This window comes from Butyrivibrio sp. TB, from assembly GCF_900110805.1.
Lineage (GTDB): Bacteria > Bacillota > Clostridia > Lachnospirales > Lachnospiraceae > Butyrivibrio > Butyrivibrio fibrisolvens_C.
In genome coordinates, this window is the sequence record NZ_FOER01000007.1 from 148,119 (window position 1) to 164,554 (window position 16,436).

Sequence of the window (16,436 nt, forward strand, 5' to 3'; positions counted from 1 at the left end):
TCAAAGCGATATTTTTGATATCAAAGCGATATTTTTTATATCGCTGGTATTGAGATATTCAAAGTTCAGATGGCTGTGAGATCTTGCCTGTTACAGCACTTGCCGCTGCAACTTCAGGTGACGCAAGATATATCTCTGAATCAATAGCTCCCATACGTCCGACAAAGTTACGATTAGTTGTAGATACGCATCTTTCCTTGCTTGCCAAAACGCCCATATAGCCTCCAAGACAAGGACCACAGGTTGGTGTAGATATTACGGCACCAGCATTTATGAATATCTCAAGAAGTCCCTCTTTAAGAGCCTGCATATATATCTTCTGCGTAGCAGGAATGACTATGCATCTGACATTATCTGCAACATGTCTGTCTTTGAGAATAGCTGCAGCCATGCGAAGGTCAGATATACGTCCGTTGGTACATGAACCGATAACAACCTGATCTATCTCTATATCACCTATCTGGTCAAAAGTTTTGGCATTTTCCGGAAGATGAGGGAATGAAACTGTAGGTGTAAGTTTAGAAAGGTCGATCTCTATAGTCTTTACATACTCTGCATCAGGATCAGCTTCAAAGACTTCATATTCCTTGCCAGGTGCATGCTCTTTTAAGTATTCGATAGTTTTTTCATCAACAGGGAAGATTCCGTTCTTGCCGCCTGCTTCAATAGCCATGTTGGCGATAGTGAATCTGTCATCCATAGAAAGGCTCTTAACACCCTCTCCTGTGAATTCCATGGACTGATAGAGTGCTCCGTCTACTCCGATCATTCCGATTATGTGAAGTATGAGATCCTTACCTGATACATATTTGGAAAAAGATCCTTTGAGTTCAAATCTTATCGCAGAAGGAACCTTAAACCAGGCCTTACCGGTAGCCATACCGGCAGCCATATCCGTAGAACCCACGCCAGTTGAAAATGCTCCCAGTGCTCCATAAGTACAAGTATGAGAATCTGCACCGATTATCAGATCGCCTGGAACAGTCAGTCCGCTTTCAGGAAGAAGGGCATGCTCGATACCCATTTTGCCAACTTCAAAATAATTAGTGATCTTGTTCTTTTTTGCGAATTCACGAACACATTTACAGTTTTCAGCTGACTTAATGTCCTTGTTAGGGACGAAATGATCCGGAACAAGCGCTATCTTGTCCTTATCAAAAACTCCATCTGTATTAAACTTCTTCATCTCGCTTATAGCAACAGGGCTTGTAATATCGTTGCCAAGAACAAGATCCAGATCTGCTTCAATAAGCTGACCAGCTACAACATGGTCAAGTCCTGCATGTTTTGCCAGGATCTTCTGGCTCATAGTCATTCCACTCATTGTGTAATCTCCTGATTCTTATTAAGATAACTAAAGATAATGTATGAAATAAGTATTAATATTCCGATCACTGATATGCCAAGACCAAGGTATATACCTTTTGGCAGATATTTTACAGTTATAGTATGACTTCCCTTGCTCACCGGTATAGCCATAAGCCCGTAATCTGCTGTTATGATATCAACTTTTTTGCCATCGACAGTAGCAGTCATCCCCTCAACATTAGGGACTGAGAAAAAGACAAGTTCGTACTCTTTAAAGTTCTTGGTGACTGCTTCAAATCCATTTTTTGTTGTAGTAAAAGCAGTACATGCAGATGCTCTTCTTTGATTGCACAACGATCTGAACTGATATATATCAATCTCATCATTGGCAATGTCTGATGCACTAAGTCTTATCATGTTGCCATGATAGGTATTGGCTATCTCATCAGGAAGAATCAGAACTTTGACAAGAGATAGGTCATGATCTGAGGCATCTGCCGCGGTCCAGTCTGATTCTGATGTATAGTAGTCAAAGGTGAATCCCATCGGAATATAATTGGTATTTTCAAATAAGGTAAATCCGTTCATCTCTTCTAATGAGCTGACCTGCTCATAGTCAAGGGTACCTTCATTGTTCAAGAACTCATCATCGTCATTGATCCTTGAATTCTCAACATAATATCTTGCTGACAAAAGTGCCCTGAGTCCTGCTCTTGTCAGCGGCGAGTCAGATTCTACAGACCTTGTTATACCTGCAGCGCCTTCATAGAAATCAAATATCTGTGACGGAACTGTAGACAAAAAACAGTGTATAGTCGGTATCCCCCATCTCATCTCATAATTGGTAGATGTGGAATCTGTCTCTATTCTGGAAAAAGAGCTTTCGTCTATAGTAGGCCTTGTATCTATCATCTGAAGCTTCCACTGCTCCATACCAAAATCACTTATAAGTGAGCTTCCATTGATAAGTATGATCATAGTACCGATACAACCTGCAAATACAGTTCCTGCAAAGGATAAATTCACTCTTGTTTTTATTTTCCTTGATAAGAATACAATCAGTATAAGTATCGAGCAAAAAACAGCTGTTCCAAGAACGTCTCTCCAGAAGATATCACTGTTTGAGACCATCTGCATATAGACAATATTGCCATCATCATCTCGTGAAGGAAGTATAGCAATAATTATAAGCAGAAGGAACATGATGATCGTAGCAAGAGTTCCGGTTCGAAGATTCTCACCTCTATCCCTTTCTACCATCTCACAGGTCACAAGACTCATGATAAGTATGGGCATATAGAACCATCTTGCATAATACTGTGAGTTAAAAAGTGAAAAGGCCGAATTGAAAACAGGTATAAAAGCTATAATCAAAGATGCTATAAGCATCCTCTTCTTCCAGGAAGCCTGCCCCTTAAAAGCTCTAAAGTAAGCGATAACTCCTGCAAGTCCAAACATAGGGAGGTACACAGCAAGAGAAGCATTCTTGACTGTAGTTGTAAAAAACAGTGTACCTCTTCCGATGATATCAGGAAGCATTATCATACTCTTAATGATATCCCAGTACATATATCCGCTTGGATACACTACAATGTCGTATCCAAGGAGTATATTATCAAGTCTGCTGTTTCCGGCAACTCCGTTAAAAGCAAGTACCAAAAACAGTCCTGCTACCATAATACCGGTAATACCTGCAGTTATAAGTCTTATAAGATTCTTACCGGTATCTGACATCTTCCTTCCGGGAACATATCTTAAGATAAAATAAAGTCCCAAAAAGATAACCTGACCAAAGAAGAAGTAATAATTAACAACGCTGCAGACACAGGTCATCACAGCAAAGAATATCCATCTGGACCTGCTGATCTTAAAGCCTTTTTGTCCGTTATCAAATGCACATAAGTTCTCAAAGGCAATCATTAAAAGTGGGAAAAAAGCTACAGCATCTGTAAAGTGGTTGAATACTATGTTAGTAGCATTGAAACCGCAAAAAGCAAAAAGTAACGCTCCAATCTGTGCTGCGCGATTGGTCCTTGTATATCTTCTCATATAAAGGAATGCATTGGCGGATGCTACGCCATACTTAAGCGCCATAAGATAAGGCATCATGTATGGAAGAAAACTTTCAGGAAAAGGAATTGTGATCCAGAAGAATGGACTCCCCATAAGATAGAAAGCAAGATCCGCAGTAAGATCTCCACCAAGATCCAAATTCCAGTTCCAGAACAGCTGTCCATTCCTTATAGCTCTGTGAGCCAGAATATAGAAAGGCACCTGTTGAACATTATAATCGCCGTAATAGAAAAAGAGTCCATTATGTTTAATAATGACATATAATGCAGCAAGCACATACATGAAAACGCCAAGGAAAAACATGCAAAACCACATCTTCACTTTGCCAAATTCCTTACTATGCGCTTTTACTTCTGCTTTGTTGTCCTCTACTTCGTTTCTTACAACATTATTATTTTTGGAAAAAATATCCTGCTTGTCCAATTGTATTCAGTCTCCCCTTAGATTACATATCAGATATTCAAAAAGCTATTTCATACAAAAAATATATCTCTGCTTTTTATTAAAGAGGTGTCACCATCAAGGTGCCACCTCTTTAGTTTATCGTAATCCTTAGACTTTTACAATGTAAGCCTTTTATTAGTTGTTAACAAGCTTGTCGCTTTCGTTGTTCCAGCTGTAAAGCTTTCTGATCTCTGCTCCAACAACTTCTGAAGGATGAGCTGCAGCTTTCTTCTTCATAGCCTGGAAGTGGATCTGTCCGTTCTTCATATCCTGAATGAATTCTGAAGCAAATGTTCCATCCTGAATATCAGAAAGAACCTTCTTCATAGCTTTCTTGGTCTCAGGTGTGATGATCTTAGGACCTGTTACATAATCACCGTACTCAGCTGTATTAGAGATAGAATATCTCATTCCTGCAAAACCTGACTGATAGATAAGATCTACGATGAGCTTCATCTCATGGATACACTCAAAGTATGCATTTCTTGGATCATATCCAGCCTCTACAAGTGTCTCAAAGCCTGTCTGCATAAGTGCGCATACGCCGCCGCACAGAACAGCCTGCTCACCAAAGAGGTCAGTCTCTGTCTCTGTCTTGAATGTTGTCTCAAGGATACCAGCTCTTGCTCCGCCGATACCAGCGCCATATGCAAGTGCAAGATCAAGAGCCTTACCTGTAGCATCCTGCTCTACAGCTACAAGACAAGGTGTTCCCTTACCTGCCTGATACTCAGAACGAACTGTATGTCCTGGAGCCTTAGGAGCGATCATTGTAACGTCTACATCCTTTGGTGGCTGGATGAGCTTGTAGTTGATGTTGAAACCGTGTGCGAACATGAGCATGTTGCCTGCTTCAAGGTTTGGCTCGATATCCTTCTTGTACATATCAGCCTGCTTCTCATCATTGATGAGGATCATGATTATATCAGCCCACTTTGCAGCATCAGCTGTATTCATAACTGTAAGACCCTGGGACTCAGCCTTAGCCTTGGACTTAGAACCTTCGTAGAGACCGATTCTTACATCGCATCCTGATTCCTTAAGGTTAAGTGCATGAGCATGACCCTGTGAACCATAACCGATAACAGCAATCTTCTTACCCTCAAGTAAAGAAAGGTTACAATCTTCCTGATAAAAAATTCTTGCTTCTGACATAATTAAATCCTCCATCTTTTTTATTGAATCGATCATTTTTAAACAATCGATATAGTTAACAATTTCATTGTTATATTTAAAATCAGATAATCCGCTTCAAATGCTGATCATTTGACTTTAATATCTTCATATATGTATCTGAAAACTTTTGATACTAACTGAACTTAGGATTATACCATCAATATGAAATACACCTATCAACGATTTACTTATTTATAGAACATAAAGATCACTCGTCCAGATATACAACGCTATCGATACCTCTGCCAAGACCTGCTATACCGGTACGTGCAAGCTCAAGGATCGTATATCCGTCCAGAAGTCTCAAGAATGCTTCGATCTTGTCCTGGCCACCTGTTATCTCGATGATAAGGCTGTCATTGGATACATCCACTATATTGCCACGAAATACATTGGCCATCGTAATGATCTGCTGTCTTTGAAGAGCGTCAGCCTTAACTTTGACAAGAGCAAGTTCTCTGTATACAGAGTCTCCCGGTTTAAGTTCATGTATATCTCTTACATCTACCAGCTTAGCTACCTGCTTCTCAATCTGCTCCAGAATATCGTCATCACCTGATGCTACGATTGTAATCCTTGTAAAACGAGGATCTGCTGTAGTACCGGCTGTGATACTTTCAATGTTATATCCTCTTCTTGAGAAGAGACCGGATATCCTGCTAAGGGTTCCTGATGTGTTATCAACAAGAAGTTGGAACACCTTTTTATATGTCTTAACCTCAGTATCTGCCATATTCCTTTACCTCTTTAAAGTGTAAAATTTTTAGTTCAAATCCGGAAAATTTTGAATCCCCAAACATCAATTTAGGTCAATTATATCTGTGCAATTTTAACGCGTCAACATGAAGAATTTAATGAATTTTACATTACAAAATTAATGTTAACGTATTACCGTTATATTTTCAACATTTACCGGCCAAGTTATTGCCTTGCATAACATTACCACTTTAAACCATAAAAGTCAACAGTGTTATACTACGATCTTACATGATTTCTTATGCTGCAGGCCGGATCTTTTTCCATTTTATAATACCAATAGTTAAAGTCAGAATTTGCATATACCCTTGCATTAACAGATATTTCGAATATGCTGATATAAAAAACGCTCTTGCCACATTTTAAATGACAAAAGCGCTTTTTATTATTAACATTATGCAAGGTTATATGAGGCTAAAGTATCTTTGAACACTTATACGATCCTCATCCCTTGGTTCTTACATTATAAAATCTTAGAATTCCAGCGATTCAAGAAGATGGTAATACTGTGCAAGATATTGAGAGTTTTCAATATCTTCTGATGCATATATTACTACTCCAAGTCCTGAACCACCGGTCTCAAATACCATAACATCCATATCAAGAGATGTACCGCTTTCTGTTATAGTACCTCTGACATTCTCGGCATATCCTCCGTTTACAGTTCCTTTTTTGATATCATCTGATGAAAGATCATATGAATCGCAAAGTGTAAGCACAGATTCATGTATAGCAGCCTTCTTCTGAGAGTCTGACAAACTTGACATATCTATATCCTGATACATGACAAGAAGAACTGTCGTCTCATTAGCATCCGGAACATAGACATAGCCTGAATAACCGCCAAAATCCATCTCAGTTCCTTCCCAATCTTCAGGGACTTCGTAAGTAAGTGCACCAAAACTATCCTCTACATATTTTGTATCATCATTTTTGGTAACATCATCATCTGTATCAGTAAAGTCATCGTCAGAACCTGAATCTCCAAAATTGCCTTCTTCTAACATAGCGTTTGCATACATTGTGATGCTGAAATTTTCATTCTCAGATTTGTCTGCAAGATCTTCGAAGTCAGGATCAGGTGTTGCTCCGGTATCAAAACTTGTAAATTCAAGACTATAGGTGAGAGTATCAATTTCAAATTCAAAATCTTCAGCTCCGGTATAGTTATTAAGAGACTGTGCCAGGGATGTTCCATCTGAATCTGTAAATTCAGTATCTACCTGTACTATCTGCGCATCTTTAGTTGATACATAGATAGTTACTGTACATAGATCAGATTCACCATTGTATATTCCTGTAACAGGTGTAAATACACCACTTATTCCGCCTTGATCGTATGTATCTTCGCTTACATATACATAGCACTCTGTGCCACCGATGTCCTTGGTCTCATCCTGAAGCTTAGCCTTATACAGATCATAATCTGTAAATCCTAAAACAGTATCAACCGTATCACTTTCAGTAGCCTGAAACTTGTCTCCGGACTCATATTCAACACTTGTAATAAACTCTCCGGAGAAATCGCCCCTGTTTACATAAATAGTTTCTGAGGATTCATCTCCAAAAATATCTCTTGTTACAGTACCGACTGACATTTCTAAAATATTTGCATCGGGGTCTTTTGAATCTACGTCAAAGTCTGTAATGATATCAAATTCACCATTTTCTGTAATGGTTCCGGATATACCTTCATCAGGAGCTTCTATATTACAGATAAGCTCATAAGTGAAATAGCTATTATAATCCTTGGCCTTGGACAGATTCTCACAGGCGAGCTCTAAAGCATTTTCTCCGGTGATCTCTTCTTCATCATCACTGGCAGCTGTTGTAGAAGCAGTAGCAACATCATCATCTTCTGTTGATGCAGATGCAGCTACTTCATTGTCTTTCTTGTCATCATCGTCTTTATCATCAGATTTATTGGTTGTGAAATAATGATAAGCTACTGCTGATGCGCCAATCACAAGGACTAATACAACAGATACTATAGCTGCTATAATGCCCTTTTTGCTCTTCTTGGGAGGCTGAGCGCCCTGCTGCATATTGACATTAGCATAGCCTCCATACTGCTGATTGGTCGTATACTGCTGATTAGGATTATAAAACTGGTTATTATCAAACTGACCGCCGCTATACTGGCTGTTTCCCATCTGAGCACCGTTATACTGGCCGGTTCCATTTTGACCGCCATACTGATTTCCAGCTGTCTGATTCGTCCCCTGACCGTTACCAAGAGGATCATATCCGCCAAAGCTCTGATTATCAGTATTCCCCGCATAAAAAGCTGTGCCATTACCGGCTTCGTTGCCGGAAGATGCGTTACTAGCGCCCGCTTCAACATTCTCCCCTACTACAGAAGATACCCCTTTAAGTTCCTTGGCAATATCTGCTCCGCAAAAGCCGCAAAACTTGCTTCCATCCGGAAGTTCTTTACCACAATTTGGACAAAACATTGTTGTTACTTCCCTCCATTCTCATTTTCAATGCATTTTGTCAAGGCAAGAGTTCCGGTACGTGCTACTTCCACGATAGAAATACCTCTAAGCATGGACAATAGAAGCTGTGAACGCTCCGGAACATCACAGATCTGGATCATCATATAAGACCTGGACATATCCACGATCTGCGCCTTCATAATTTCACAGTTTTCTATTATATCACGTCTATTTGATTTATTGTACTTAACCTTTATGAGCATAAGCTCTCTACTGATGGACGATGGTTCATCAAAAGTTTTGACCTTGATTATGTCGAGCTTTTTATTGAGCTGCTTCTCAACCTGCTCCAGGATTGCCTTGTCACCACTTGATACAATGGTCATCCTTGAAACAGTCGGATCTTCGGTTTCGCCAACAGTAAGTGAATCAATGTTAAAAGATCTTCTTGAAAAAAGACCCGCTACTTTGGATAGTACTCCTGTCCTGTTTTCAACAAGAACTGAATATATCTTCTTCATATGAATTATCCTTCCTGATGATCTATGATCCTTAAAATCACATTCACAAATCTGCACCAGTACATAGGATCAGCCCTTGGCAAGATCCATAGGATCTGTCAGAACTTCCAGAAGCACTGCGTGTTTATTCTTTAAAAATAGTCCTATCTCTTTATCAATATCACTGCTTCCGTCAATTACCTGATAGTCCATACCATAAGCCTTGGCGATCATATCAAGATCAGGCTTGCCTGCAATATCAACCATGGCATATCTGTCTTTGTATGAATAATGCTGGTATTCACGTACCATTCCAAGATAATTGTTCCTAAATACTATGATCTTGAGAGGAACATCCTGCTGAGCCATTGTAGCAAGCTCCATCATGGACATCTGGAATCCTCCGTCTCCGCAGGAAGCTACAACCTGGCGTTTACTATCTGCAAGTTTTGCTCCAAGAGCTGCAGGAATAGCATATCCCATGGTTCCCATACCGCCGCTTGTCATAAATCTCTGATGCTCTTTGATCCTGAAGAAAGCTGTAGCCCAGATCTGGTTCTGACCTACATCTGCCACAAATACTCCATCGTCTTCCATGGCTTTTGACAGTTTTCCAAGGAATTTTTTAGGATCTACGAACTCTTTGGCTATTTCAGGTCTGTGATCAGGATGCTCTTCTTTGTACTGGGTCAGGAATTCAATCCATTCCTTGTGGTCTCCTGCATTTATATCAATTGTATTGAGCTTTGTAAAAATATGCTTAAGATCACCAACAAGAGGAATGGTAGGACCGACATTCTTACCTATCTCAGCAGGATCAACATCTATATGTATAAGAACAGTATTGTCAGTGATAAGTTCAGGTCTGTTAACTGCTCTGTCTGCAACACGGGCACCTACCATAAGGACAAGATCAGAATCCTTAAGTGCCTTGTTAGCATAAACTCTTCCGTTATTGCCAACCATACCAAAATATAAAGGACTGTCATTGGTAATCGTTCCAAGGCCCATCATGGTAGATACAACAGGAATCTGGCACTTGTCTGCAAATTCGCGTATCTGCTTTGCCGCATCAGAAAGATGAACTCCGCCTCCTACGCACATTACAGGTTTTTTGGACTTTTCAACTTCCTTGACTAGCTTCTTGATCTGAGCCATATTGCCATCAACTGTTGGCTTATAAGTTCTCATATTAACAGTATCAGGATAAGCGAACTTACTGATCTGAGCCTGCTGTATATCAATAGGAATATCTATAAGGACAGGTCCTTTTCTTCCGGAATTGGCTATATAAAAGGCTTCCTTGAATATCTTGGGGATGTCATTAACATTCCTTACAAGATAGCTGTATTTGACAAAAGACTCTACAGCGCCTGTTATATCAGCTTCCTGAAATACGTCAGAGCCTATCATGGAACTATTGACCTGGCCGGTTATCGCTATAAGCGGTATGCTGTCAGCAAAAGCCGTAGCTATACCTGTTATAAGATTGGTAGCACCTGGGCCGGATGTAACAACACAGACTCCCGGCTTACCGCTGATACGAGCATAGCCACTTGCGCAGTGAGCAGCGTTTTGCTCAGTACGTATCAGAACGGATTTTATATCTGAACTTGCCAGACTGTTAAAAAACGGAGCTATAGCAACTCCCGGATAGCCGAACAAAATCTCAACATTTTCTTTTTTCAAACATTCAACTATTGCATCTGCACCTATCATGTAGGAGCCTCCTTATTGTTTGATGAGGGATGTATTTCTATGTACCAATTATATATCAAAACAATTGATTATTTTTATCTAGTTAAAACTATTTATCGCCAAATTTTAGTCTATATTAAACGTCATTCAAAAAAATTCAGGATTGTCCAATAAGTTCATTTACAACTCTCACACAGTCTGCAGCATCAGACGAATATCCGTCAGCCCCAATCTCTTTGGCATAATCTTCTGTAACGCAGGCGCCTCCTATTATGATCTTGGCTTTACATCCTTTTTCTTTGGCAAGTTCTATGACAGTCTTCATCTCGACCATAGTAGTCGTCATAAGTGCACTAAGAGCTATCACTCCGGCATTTTCTTTAATGGCAGTATCTATGATGAGTTCTGACTCAACATCTTTGCCCAGGTCTATGACCCTATATCCGCAGTTACCAAGCATAAGAGATACAAGGTTCTTGCCTATATCATGAACATCGCCATGCACGGTTGCTATTATAATCGTGCCTTTGGGTTCCTGCCCTGCTCCACTTTGTTTAAGAAGAGGTTCCAGTACTGCTATAGACATCTTCATAGCTTCAGCACTTGCTATAAGCTGCGGGAGGAAATAAGTACCCTTGTCAAACTTAGCGCCAACATCATTGATAGCCGGCATAAGTACATCATTTAGAATCTTGGACGGATCGCATCCTGCTTCAATCGCTGACTGGGTATTTTTTTCAATCTTCCTTTTATTGCCAGACAAGACATCTTTATAAAGTATGTCCATACTACGCTTAACAGGATCATCGCTCTGGGCTTCAGTTGAGCCGAGAGCATCCTGAGATTGCTTACCTGCTCCTGTAGATATGCTTGATGATAATTTACCGGCATCGCCGTCATATCGCTGCATTCTATTTATATATCTAAGGTCAGATTCTTCTTTATGCTTAAGAAGGTCTGATGCAAATGCTGCATTGACAAGAAGTTCCTGAGACGGATTAGAGATCGCCATTGTAAGGCCTCTGTCAATTGCCATAGTCAGAAATGCTGTATTTATAAAACTCCTCTGAGGAAGTCCAAATGATATATTGGAAAGTCCGCAAATGGTTGCATAGCCGTTCTCATAGCACCACTGTATAGTTTCAAGCGTCTTAATAGCAGCTTCGGGATCTGCACCAACAGTTGCTACAAGTCCGTCAACTACTATATCTGATTTGGTAAGCCCGTATGACAATGCCATATCTGTGAGCTCTTTGATGTTAGCTATCTTCTCTTCAATAGTTGTAGGAATTCCGTCTCTGCCAACAGGAAGGAGGATGAACATCGCACCGTATTTCTTGGCAAGAGGAAGACATCTTTCTGCCTTGCCCTCTTCTAGAGATATAGAATTAATGAGTGCTCTTCCCGGATACCATCTAAGAGCTTCTTCCATAACATCTACATTACTTGAATCGATACATATAGGAAGAGACGTAAGCTGTGTTACTTCCATAAGCACCTTCATCATCATCTCATGCTCATCGATACCGCTCATACCTACATTAACATCCAGGATAGCAGCACCGTCCTCTTCCTGCTGAGCTGTAAAGTCGCAGACCATATCAAGTGAGCCTTCACGAAGCTGGGCCTGAAGCTTCTTCTTACCGGTAGGATTGATTCTCTCACCTACTATCATAAAGGGATCATTTAAGGAAAAAGAAAGAAGCTCTCTTTCGGAAGTAAGACGCCTTATATTCTTATCGCCTCTTTTTAAAAGATTGCCTTCTAAGTCCCTTGCACTACTAAGATCAAAGTCAGCAAACTTATCTTTTAACGCTTTGATAAAATCAGGACTTGATCCGCAGCATCCGCCTATAATACTGGCTCCGCTATTTAAAAGAAGTTCCATATCTGTGGCAAATTCAGAAGGCTCCATATCATATATGGTCTGTCCGTCTACAACAGATGGCATGCCGGCATTGGGCTTAGCTATAATAGGTATAGTTGTAACTTCTGCCATCTTCTTAATAACAGCAGTCATCTTGTCAGGACCGGTAGAACAGTTAGCACCAACAGCGACTGCTCCAAGGGACTCCAGCACCACTGCAGCGCATTCCGGTGTTGTACCATAAAGAGTCTTGCCATCGCCTTCAAATGTAAGAGTGACCATAACAGGAAGATCAGACACTTCCTTGGCAGCGATCATTGCTGCCCTGCACTCCTGAAGGCTCATCATAGTCTCTACAACCAGAAGATCCACTCCTGCTTCATCTAAAACTTTGATCTGTTCTTTATATACATCTATCAGTTCTTCAAAAGACAGATCGCCTACAGGCTGAAGCTGGCGGCCTGTCATTGTGATATCGCCTGCTACAAGAGCTTTACCTTCTACTGCTTCTCTGGACAGCTGTACGAGCGCAGTATTCATCTCTACAAGCTTGTCTTCAAGTCCATATTCTTTTAATTTGATCCTTGATGCTGTGAATGTGGGAGCATAGACTATATCACTTCCTGAAAGAGCATATCTTCTCTGAAGATCTATCATGACATCGCGGTGCTTAAGAATCCAGTCCTCAGGACATACACCTGCGGGCATGCCGGCTTTCATGAGATTGGTGCCTGTTGCACCGTCAAGAAAAATAGGATGATTATCTTTAAATAAATCTAAAAACTCTTGCCTAGTCAAAAATGCCTCCTATCCAAAACGCTTTACTGCGTTAATTTACGATATTGGTATTATCCTATCACAAGCGCTTATAAACTACAACTGCAAAGTTTGTTACAGAGGTTCATGCGGCGAATTGCGGATTTTAAAATATAATCATAAGCCTCATGTGAAAAATATCCAGATTATTCTAAGGGACTTATCCGCTTCCGTGGACATGCTATACTGCAGCTCCTAAGTCCCTAAGAATAATCAGGATATTTTTCAAAATCGGCTTATGATTATATTTTAAAATCCGAAATTCTGAGGAAGACTCATGTACTATGTACAATTAAAAACTGTTCTGGCTAAAGCTTAGCGCTATAAAATATATTCTTTTAGTATATATTATATTTATTACCAGAAATCTTATATAGTAAGATAACTTGTATATACTCTCCAATGGGAGTATATACAAGATGTTTTCGTTTTATATAGAACATATGTATAATAAGGCTTTTTACATTGCTCTTTCAGTGCTTACGTATTAGAATAGGTTCTGTGGTTTATTTACTAATTAACAAACTCAGTTCATATACTTATTACGTATGTCTAATTATATATGGTGTAAACTTATATAATGAGGTAGGTGTCAAAAGTTCCTTTTGACACCTTATGACTAACGGATTGTTCCGTTTCTTCGAAAACCTCACATCTACGTTCCACTCCGGTCGGCGCAAAGCAGACATCCCCCGGATGTCTTGCGCCCTAAAACATTCGCAAATCCGCACTACGTGCTACTTTGCTCATGTTTTGCGGGTCATATAATACTATGTCACTAATCTGAGTTTAGAAATCGAGGGGAATTAGAATTGAAGAATATCAGAAATAAAGTTTTAATGTTTTTAGTATTATCTATTGTTAGTGTTAATATTTGCGCTTGCAGCAAAAATGATGAGCTTGCTGTATATAAGACTAATATGGAGTCTTTTTTTACAGAAGTTTCAAGTTGCAATGATGCTATGAACAGTATCGATCCTAATGCGGATGATGCACCTTCTCAGCTTCTAACTTATATAGACAAGCTCAATGAAGATTTCAGTCTTATGGCATCATATGATGTACCTAAAGAATTCAAGGCAGCAGAGGCGCTTGCAGATGAAGCTGCGGACAATATGACCAAAGCAGCACTATCCTATCACGAAGCATACGATGGGGAGTTTAATGCCGATGCAGAATCGACTGCAAGCCAGTACTACGAGAGGGCTTTTGTAAGAATCCAGTATATAGTAACCATTCTTCATGGAGAAATTCCGGAAGGTGACGGCGTTACAGTTACAACGCAAGAAGCCGGTCAGATCGATCCTATCGAGGAAGAAACATCAGAACAGTAATCCCTGTTAATCAATTGTTTGACTTAAACTATCCACTTGGTCGACAATAAAAAACTGCAAGAACAGAAGACTATTCTTGCAGTTTACATTTATGTTATAAGTATCGCTTTAGTCAAGGCCACCGATCTTCTTTTGGGAAGCTTTGAGTCTTGAAAGTGCTCTGGCCATTGCAGCCTGAGACATCTTGTATTCCGCAATGGAATTCCTCTGGCGCATGCGCTCTTTGGCAATCTCCAGTGCTTCTTTGGCTCTGTTGACGTCGATGTCTTCCGGTCTTTCCATGGTATCTGCAAGTACGAGGCATCTGTTATTAGCAAACTGAACAGAGCCGTTACCGCATACACCCACGACCACTTCACCGTTAGGTTTTGTGATCCTGATCTCTCCGGTATATATAGCGACCCACATCTCCTCATGATATGGCTGGATACCCATCTCACCATCTACACAAGGAAGCGTGATACTACAAGCTCTTCCGTCAAAGAATACGCCGTTTATTGACATGACCTGCAGGCCAAATGTATGTACATCTGCCATATCTAACTCCTGTTACCACCGGATAATGCATATATACTGTCTCTTATAGTTTCTATACTAAAACTATGATAAGAAACAATCACATCAGCTAAGTGACTTAGCCTTTTCTACAACATCATCAATCTTACCAACATTGAAGAATGCTGCTTCCGGATAATTGTCCATCTCTCCGCCTACTATAGCTTCGAAGCCCTTGATGGTCTCGTCAAGTGTTACATACTTACCCTGAACGCCTGTGAACTGCTCTGCTACGTGGAAAGGCTGAGATAAGAATCTCTGAATCTTACGTGCTCTGTAAACTGTCTGCTTATCATCTTCGCCAAGTTCTTCCATACCAAGGATCGCGATGATGTCCTGAAGCTCTTTATACTTCTGAAGCATCTCAGTTACTTTACGAGCTATATTATAGTGTCTTTCTCCGACTATATCAGCTTCAAGGATACGGCTTGATGATTCAAGAGGATCAACAGCCGGATAGATACCCTGCTCTACAATCTTACGAGACAGAACCGTCTGCGCATCAAGGTGAGCGAAGGTTGTTGCAGGAGCCGGGTCTGTAAGGTCATCTGCAGGAACGTATACAGCCTGAACGGATGTAACTGAACCGTTCTTGGTAGATGCGATTCTCTCCTGAAGTGAGCCAAGGTCTGTAGCCAGTGTCGGCTGATAACCTACGGCTGAAGGCATACGACCAAGGAGTGACGAAACCTCAGAACCTGCCTGTATGAATCTGAAGATATTATCTATAAACAAAAGCACATCCTGATTCTTAACATCACGGAAATACTCTGCCATTGTAAGACCAGTCTCAGCAACACGCATACGTGCTCCCGGCGGCTCATTCATCTGCCCGAATACCAGGGCTGTCTTTGAGAGAACCCCTGATTCCTTCATTTCAGACCAGAGGTCGTTACCTTCACGGCTACGTTCTCCTACACCTGTAAAGATAGAATATCCGCCGTGCTCTGATGCAACGTTCTGAATAAGTTCCTGAATAAGGACAGTCTTACCAACACCGGCACCTCCGAAGAGTCCGACTTTACCACCTTTTGAATATGGAGCCAGAAGGTCGATAACCTTGATACCTGTCTCAAGGATTTCTACTACAGGACTTTGCTCTGAAAGTGGAGGAGCTTCTCTGTGTATAGACCAGTGCTCTCCATGCTCAAGAGAAGGGCCGTTATCAATGGTATCGCCTGTAACATTAAAGAGTCTTCCAAGAGTATCATCACCAACAGGTACCTGAATAGGAGCCCCTGTAGGATGAACTACCATATCCTTGGAAAGTCCCTCAGATGCAGCGAGCATAATACATCTTACTGTATTATCACCAATGTGCTGGGCAACTTCCATTACGCATTTTTTATTGTTGTTAATAACTTCAAGAGCATCGTCGATATGCGGCAGATCAGAATCCTGAAACTCTACATCGACAACAGGACCCATGACCTGTACTATTCTGCCATCTTTCACTTTGCACCTCTTTTAC

At 40.6% G+C, this 16,436-nt stretch carries 11 protein-coding genes; 1 reads left to right on the top strand and 10 read right to left on the bottom strand.

Features of this window, described 5'->3' with window-relative positions:
* Nucleotides 1–58: 58 nt before the first annotated feature.
* The 8 genes from leuC to BMX21_RS06650 form a co-directional block, all read right to left on the bottom strand.
* The gene (gene leuC, locus BMX21_RS06615) at nt 59–1,324 is read right to left on the bottom strand and encodes a 3-isopropylmalate dehydratase large subunit (protein WP_092042582.1); all 1,266 of its coding nucleotides are present in this window, start codon (nt 1,322–1,324) and stop codon (nt 59–61) included.
* A complete protein-coding gene (locus BMX21_RS06620; protein WP_092042585.1) occupies nt 1,321–3,804 on the bottom strand; it encodes a YfhO family protein in 2,484 nt (827 codons plus the stop codon). The genes leuC and BMX21_RS06620 overlap by 4 nt, the downstream gene beginning before the upstream one ends.
* A 156-nt stretch (nt 3,805–3,960) precedes the next feature.
* Nucleotides 3,961–4,995, bottom strand: coding sequence for a ketol-acid reductoisomerase (ilvC, locus tag BMX21_RS06625; RefSeq protein WP_080656053.1), 1,035 nt, complete (start codon nt 4,993–4,995; stop codon nt 3,961–3,963).
* 214 nt (nt 4,996–5,209) lie between these two features.
* Nucleotides 5,210–5,734, bottom strand: coding sequence for an acetolactate synthase small subunit (gene ilvN / locus BMX21_RS06630; RefSeq protein ID WP_022752785.1), 525 nt, complete (start codon nt 5,732–5,734; stop codon nt 5,210–5,212).
* A 496-nt stretch (nt 5,735–6,230) separates the two neighbouring features.
* Nucleotides 6,231–8,213 carry a zinc ribbon domain-containing protein gene (locus BMX21_RS06635; RefSeq protein ID WP_092042587.1) on the bottom strand — a complete coding sequence of 661 codons (1,983 nt, stop codon included), beginning with the start codon at nt 8,211–8,213 and terminating at the stop codon, nt 6,231–6,233.
* Nucleotides 8,214–8,218: 5 nt separating this feature from the next.
* Entirely contained in the window at nt 8,219–8,716 is a 498-nt protein-coding gene (gene ilvN / locus BMX21_RS06640; RefSeq protein ID WP_022752787.1) for an acetolactate synthase small subunit, read from the bottom strand.
* Between the two features lie 69 nt (nt 8,717–8,785).
* The gene (gene ilvB, locus BMX21_RS06645) at nt 8,786–10,414 is read right to left on the bottom strand and encodes a biosynthetic-type acetolactate synthase large subunit (RefSeq protein ID WP_092042589.1); all 1,629 of its coding nucleotides are present in this window, start codon (nt 10,412–10,414) and stop codon (nt 8,786–8,788) included.
* Nucleotides 10,415–10,550: 136 nt separating this feature from the next.
* Nucleotides 10,551–13,058 carry a homocysteine S-methyltransferase family protein gene (locus BMX21_RS06650; RefSeq protein WP_092042593.1) on the bottom strand — a complete coding sequence of 836 codons (2,508 nt, stop codon included), beginning with the start codon at nt 13,056–13,058 and terminating at the stop codon, nt 10,551–10,553.
* 830 nt (nt 13,059–13,888) lie between these two features.
* Here BMX21_RS06650 and BMX21_RS06655 point away from each other — a divergent pair.
* Entirely contained in the window at nt 13,889–14,410 is a 522-nt protein-coding gene (locus BMX21_RS06655; protein WP_092042597.1) for a hypothetical protein, read from the top strand.
* Between the two features lie 108 nt (nt 14,411–14,518).
* On the opposite strand, the gene atpC is transcribed toward BMX21_RS06655, so the two are convergent.
* Together atpC and atpD are read right to left on the bottom strand one after the other, a co-directional pair.
* Nucleotides 14,519–14,947, bottom strand: coding sequence for an ATP synthase F1 subunit epsilon (atpC, locus tag BMX21_RS06660; protein ID WP_022752791.1), 429 nt, complete (start codon nt 14,945–14,947; stop codon nt 14,519–14,521).
* Between the two features lie 84 nt (nt 14,948–15,031).
* Nucleotides 15,032–16,420: a F0F1 ATP synthase subunit beta gene (gene atpD, locus BMX21_RS06665; RefSeq protein WP_027204240.1), complete on the bottom strand. Its 1,389-nt coding sequence runs from the start codon at nt 16,418–16,420 to the stop codon at nt 15,032–15,034.
* Between the last annotated feature and the right edge of the window lie 16 nt (nt 16,421–16,436).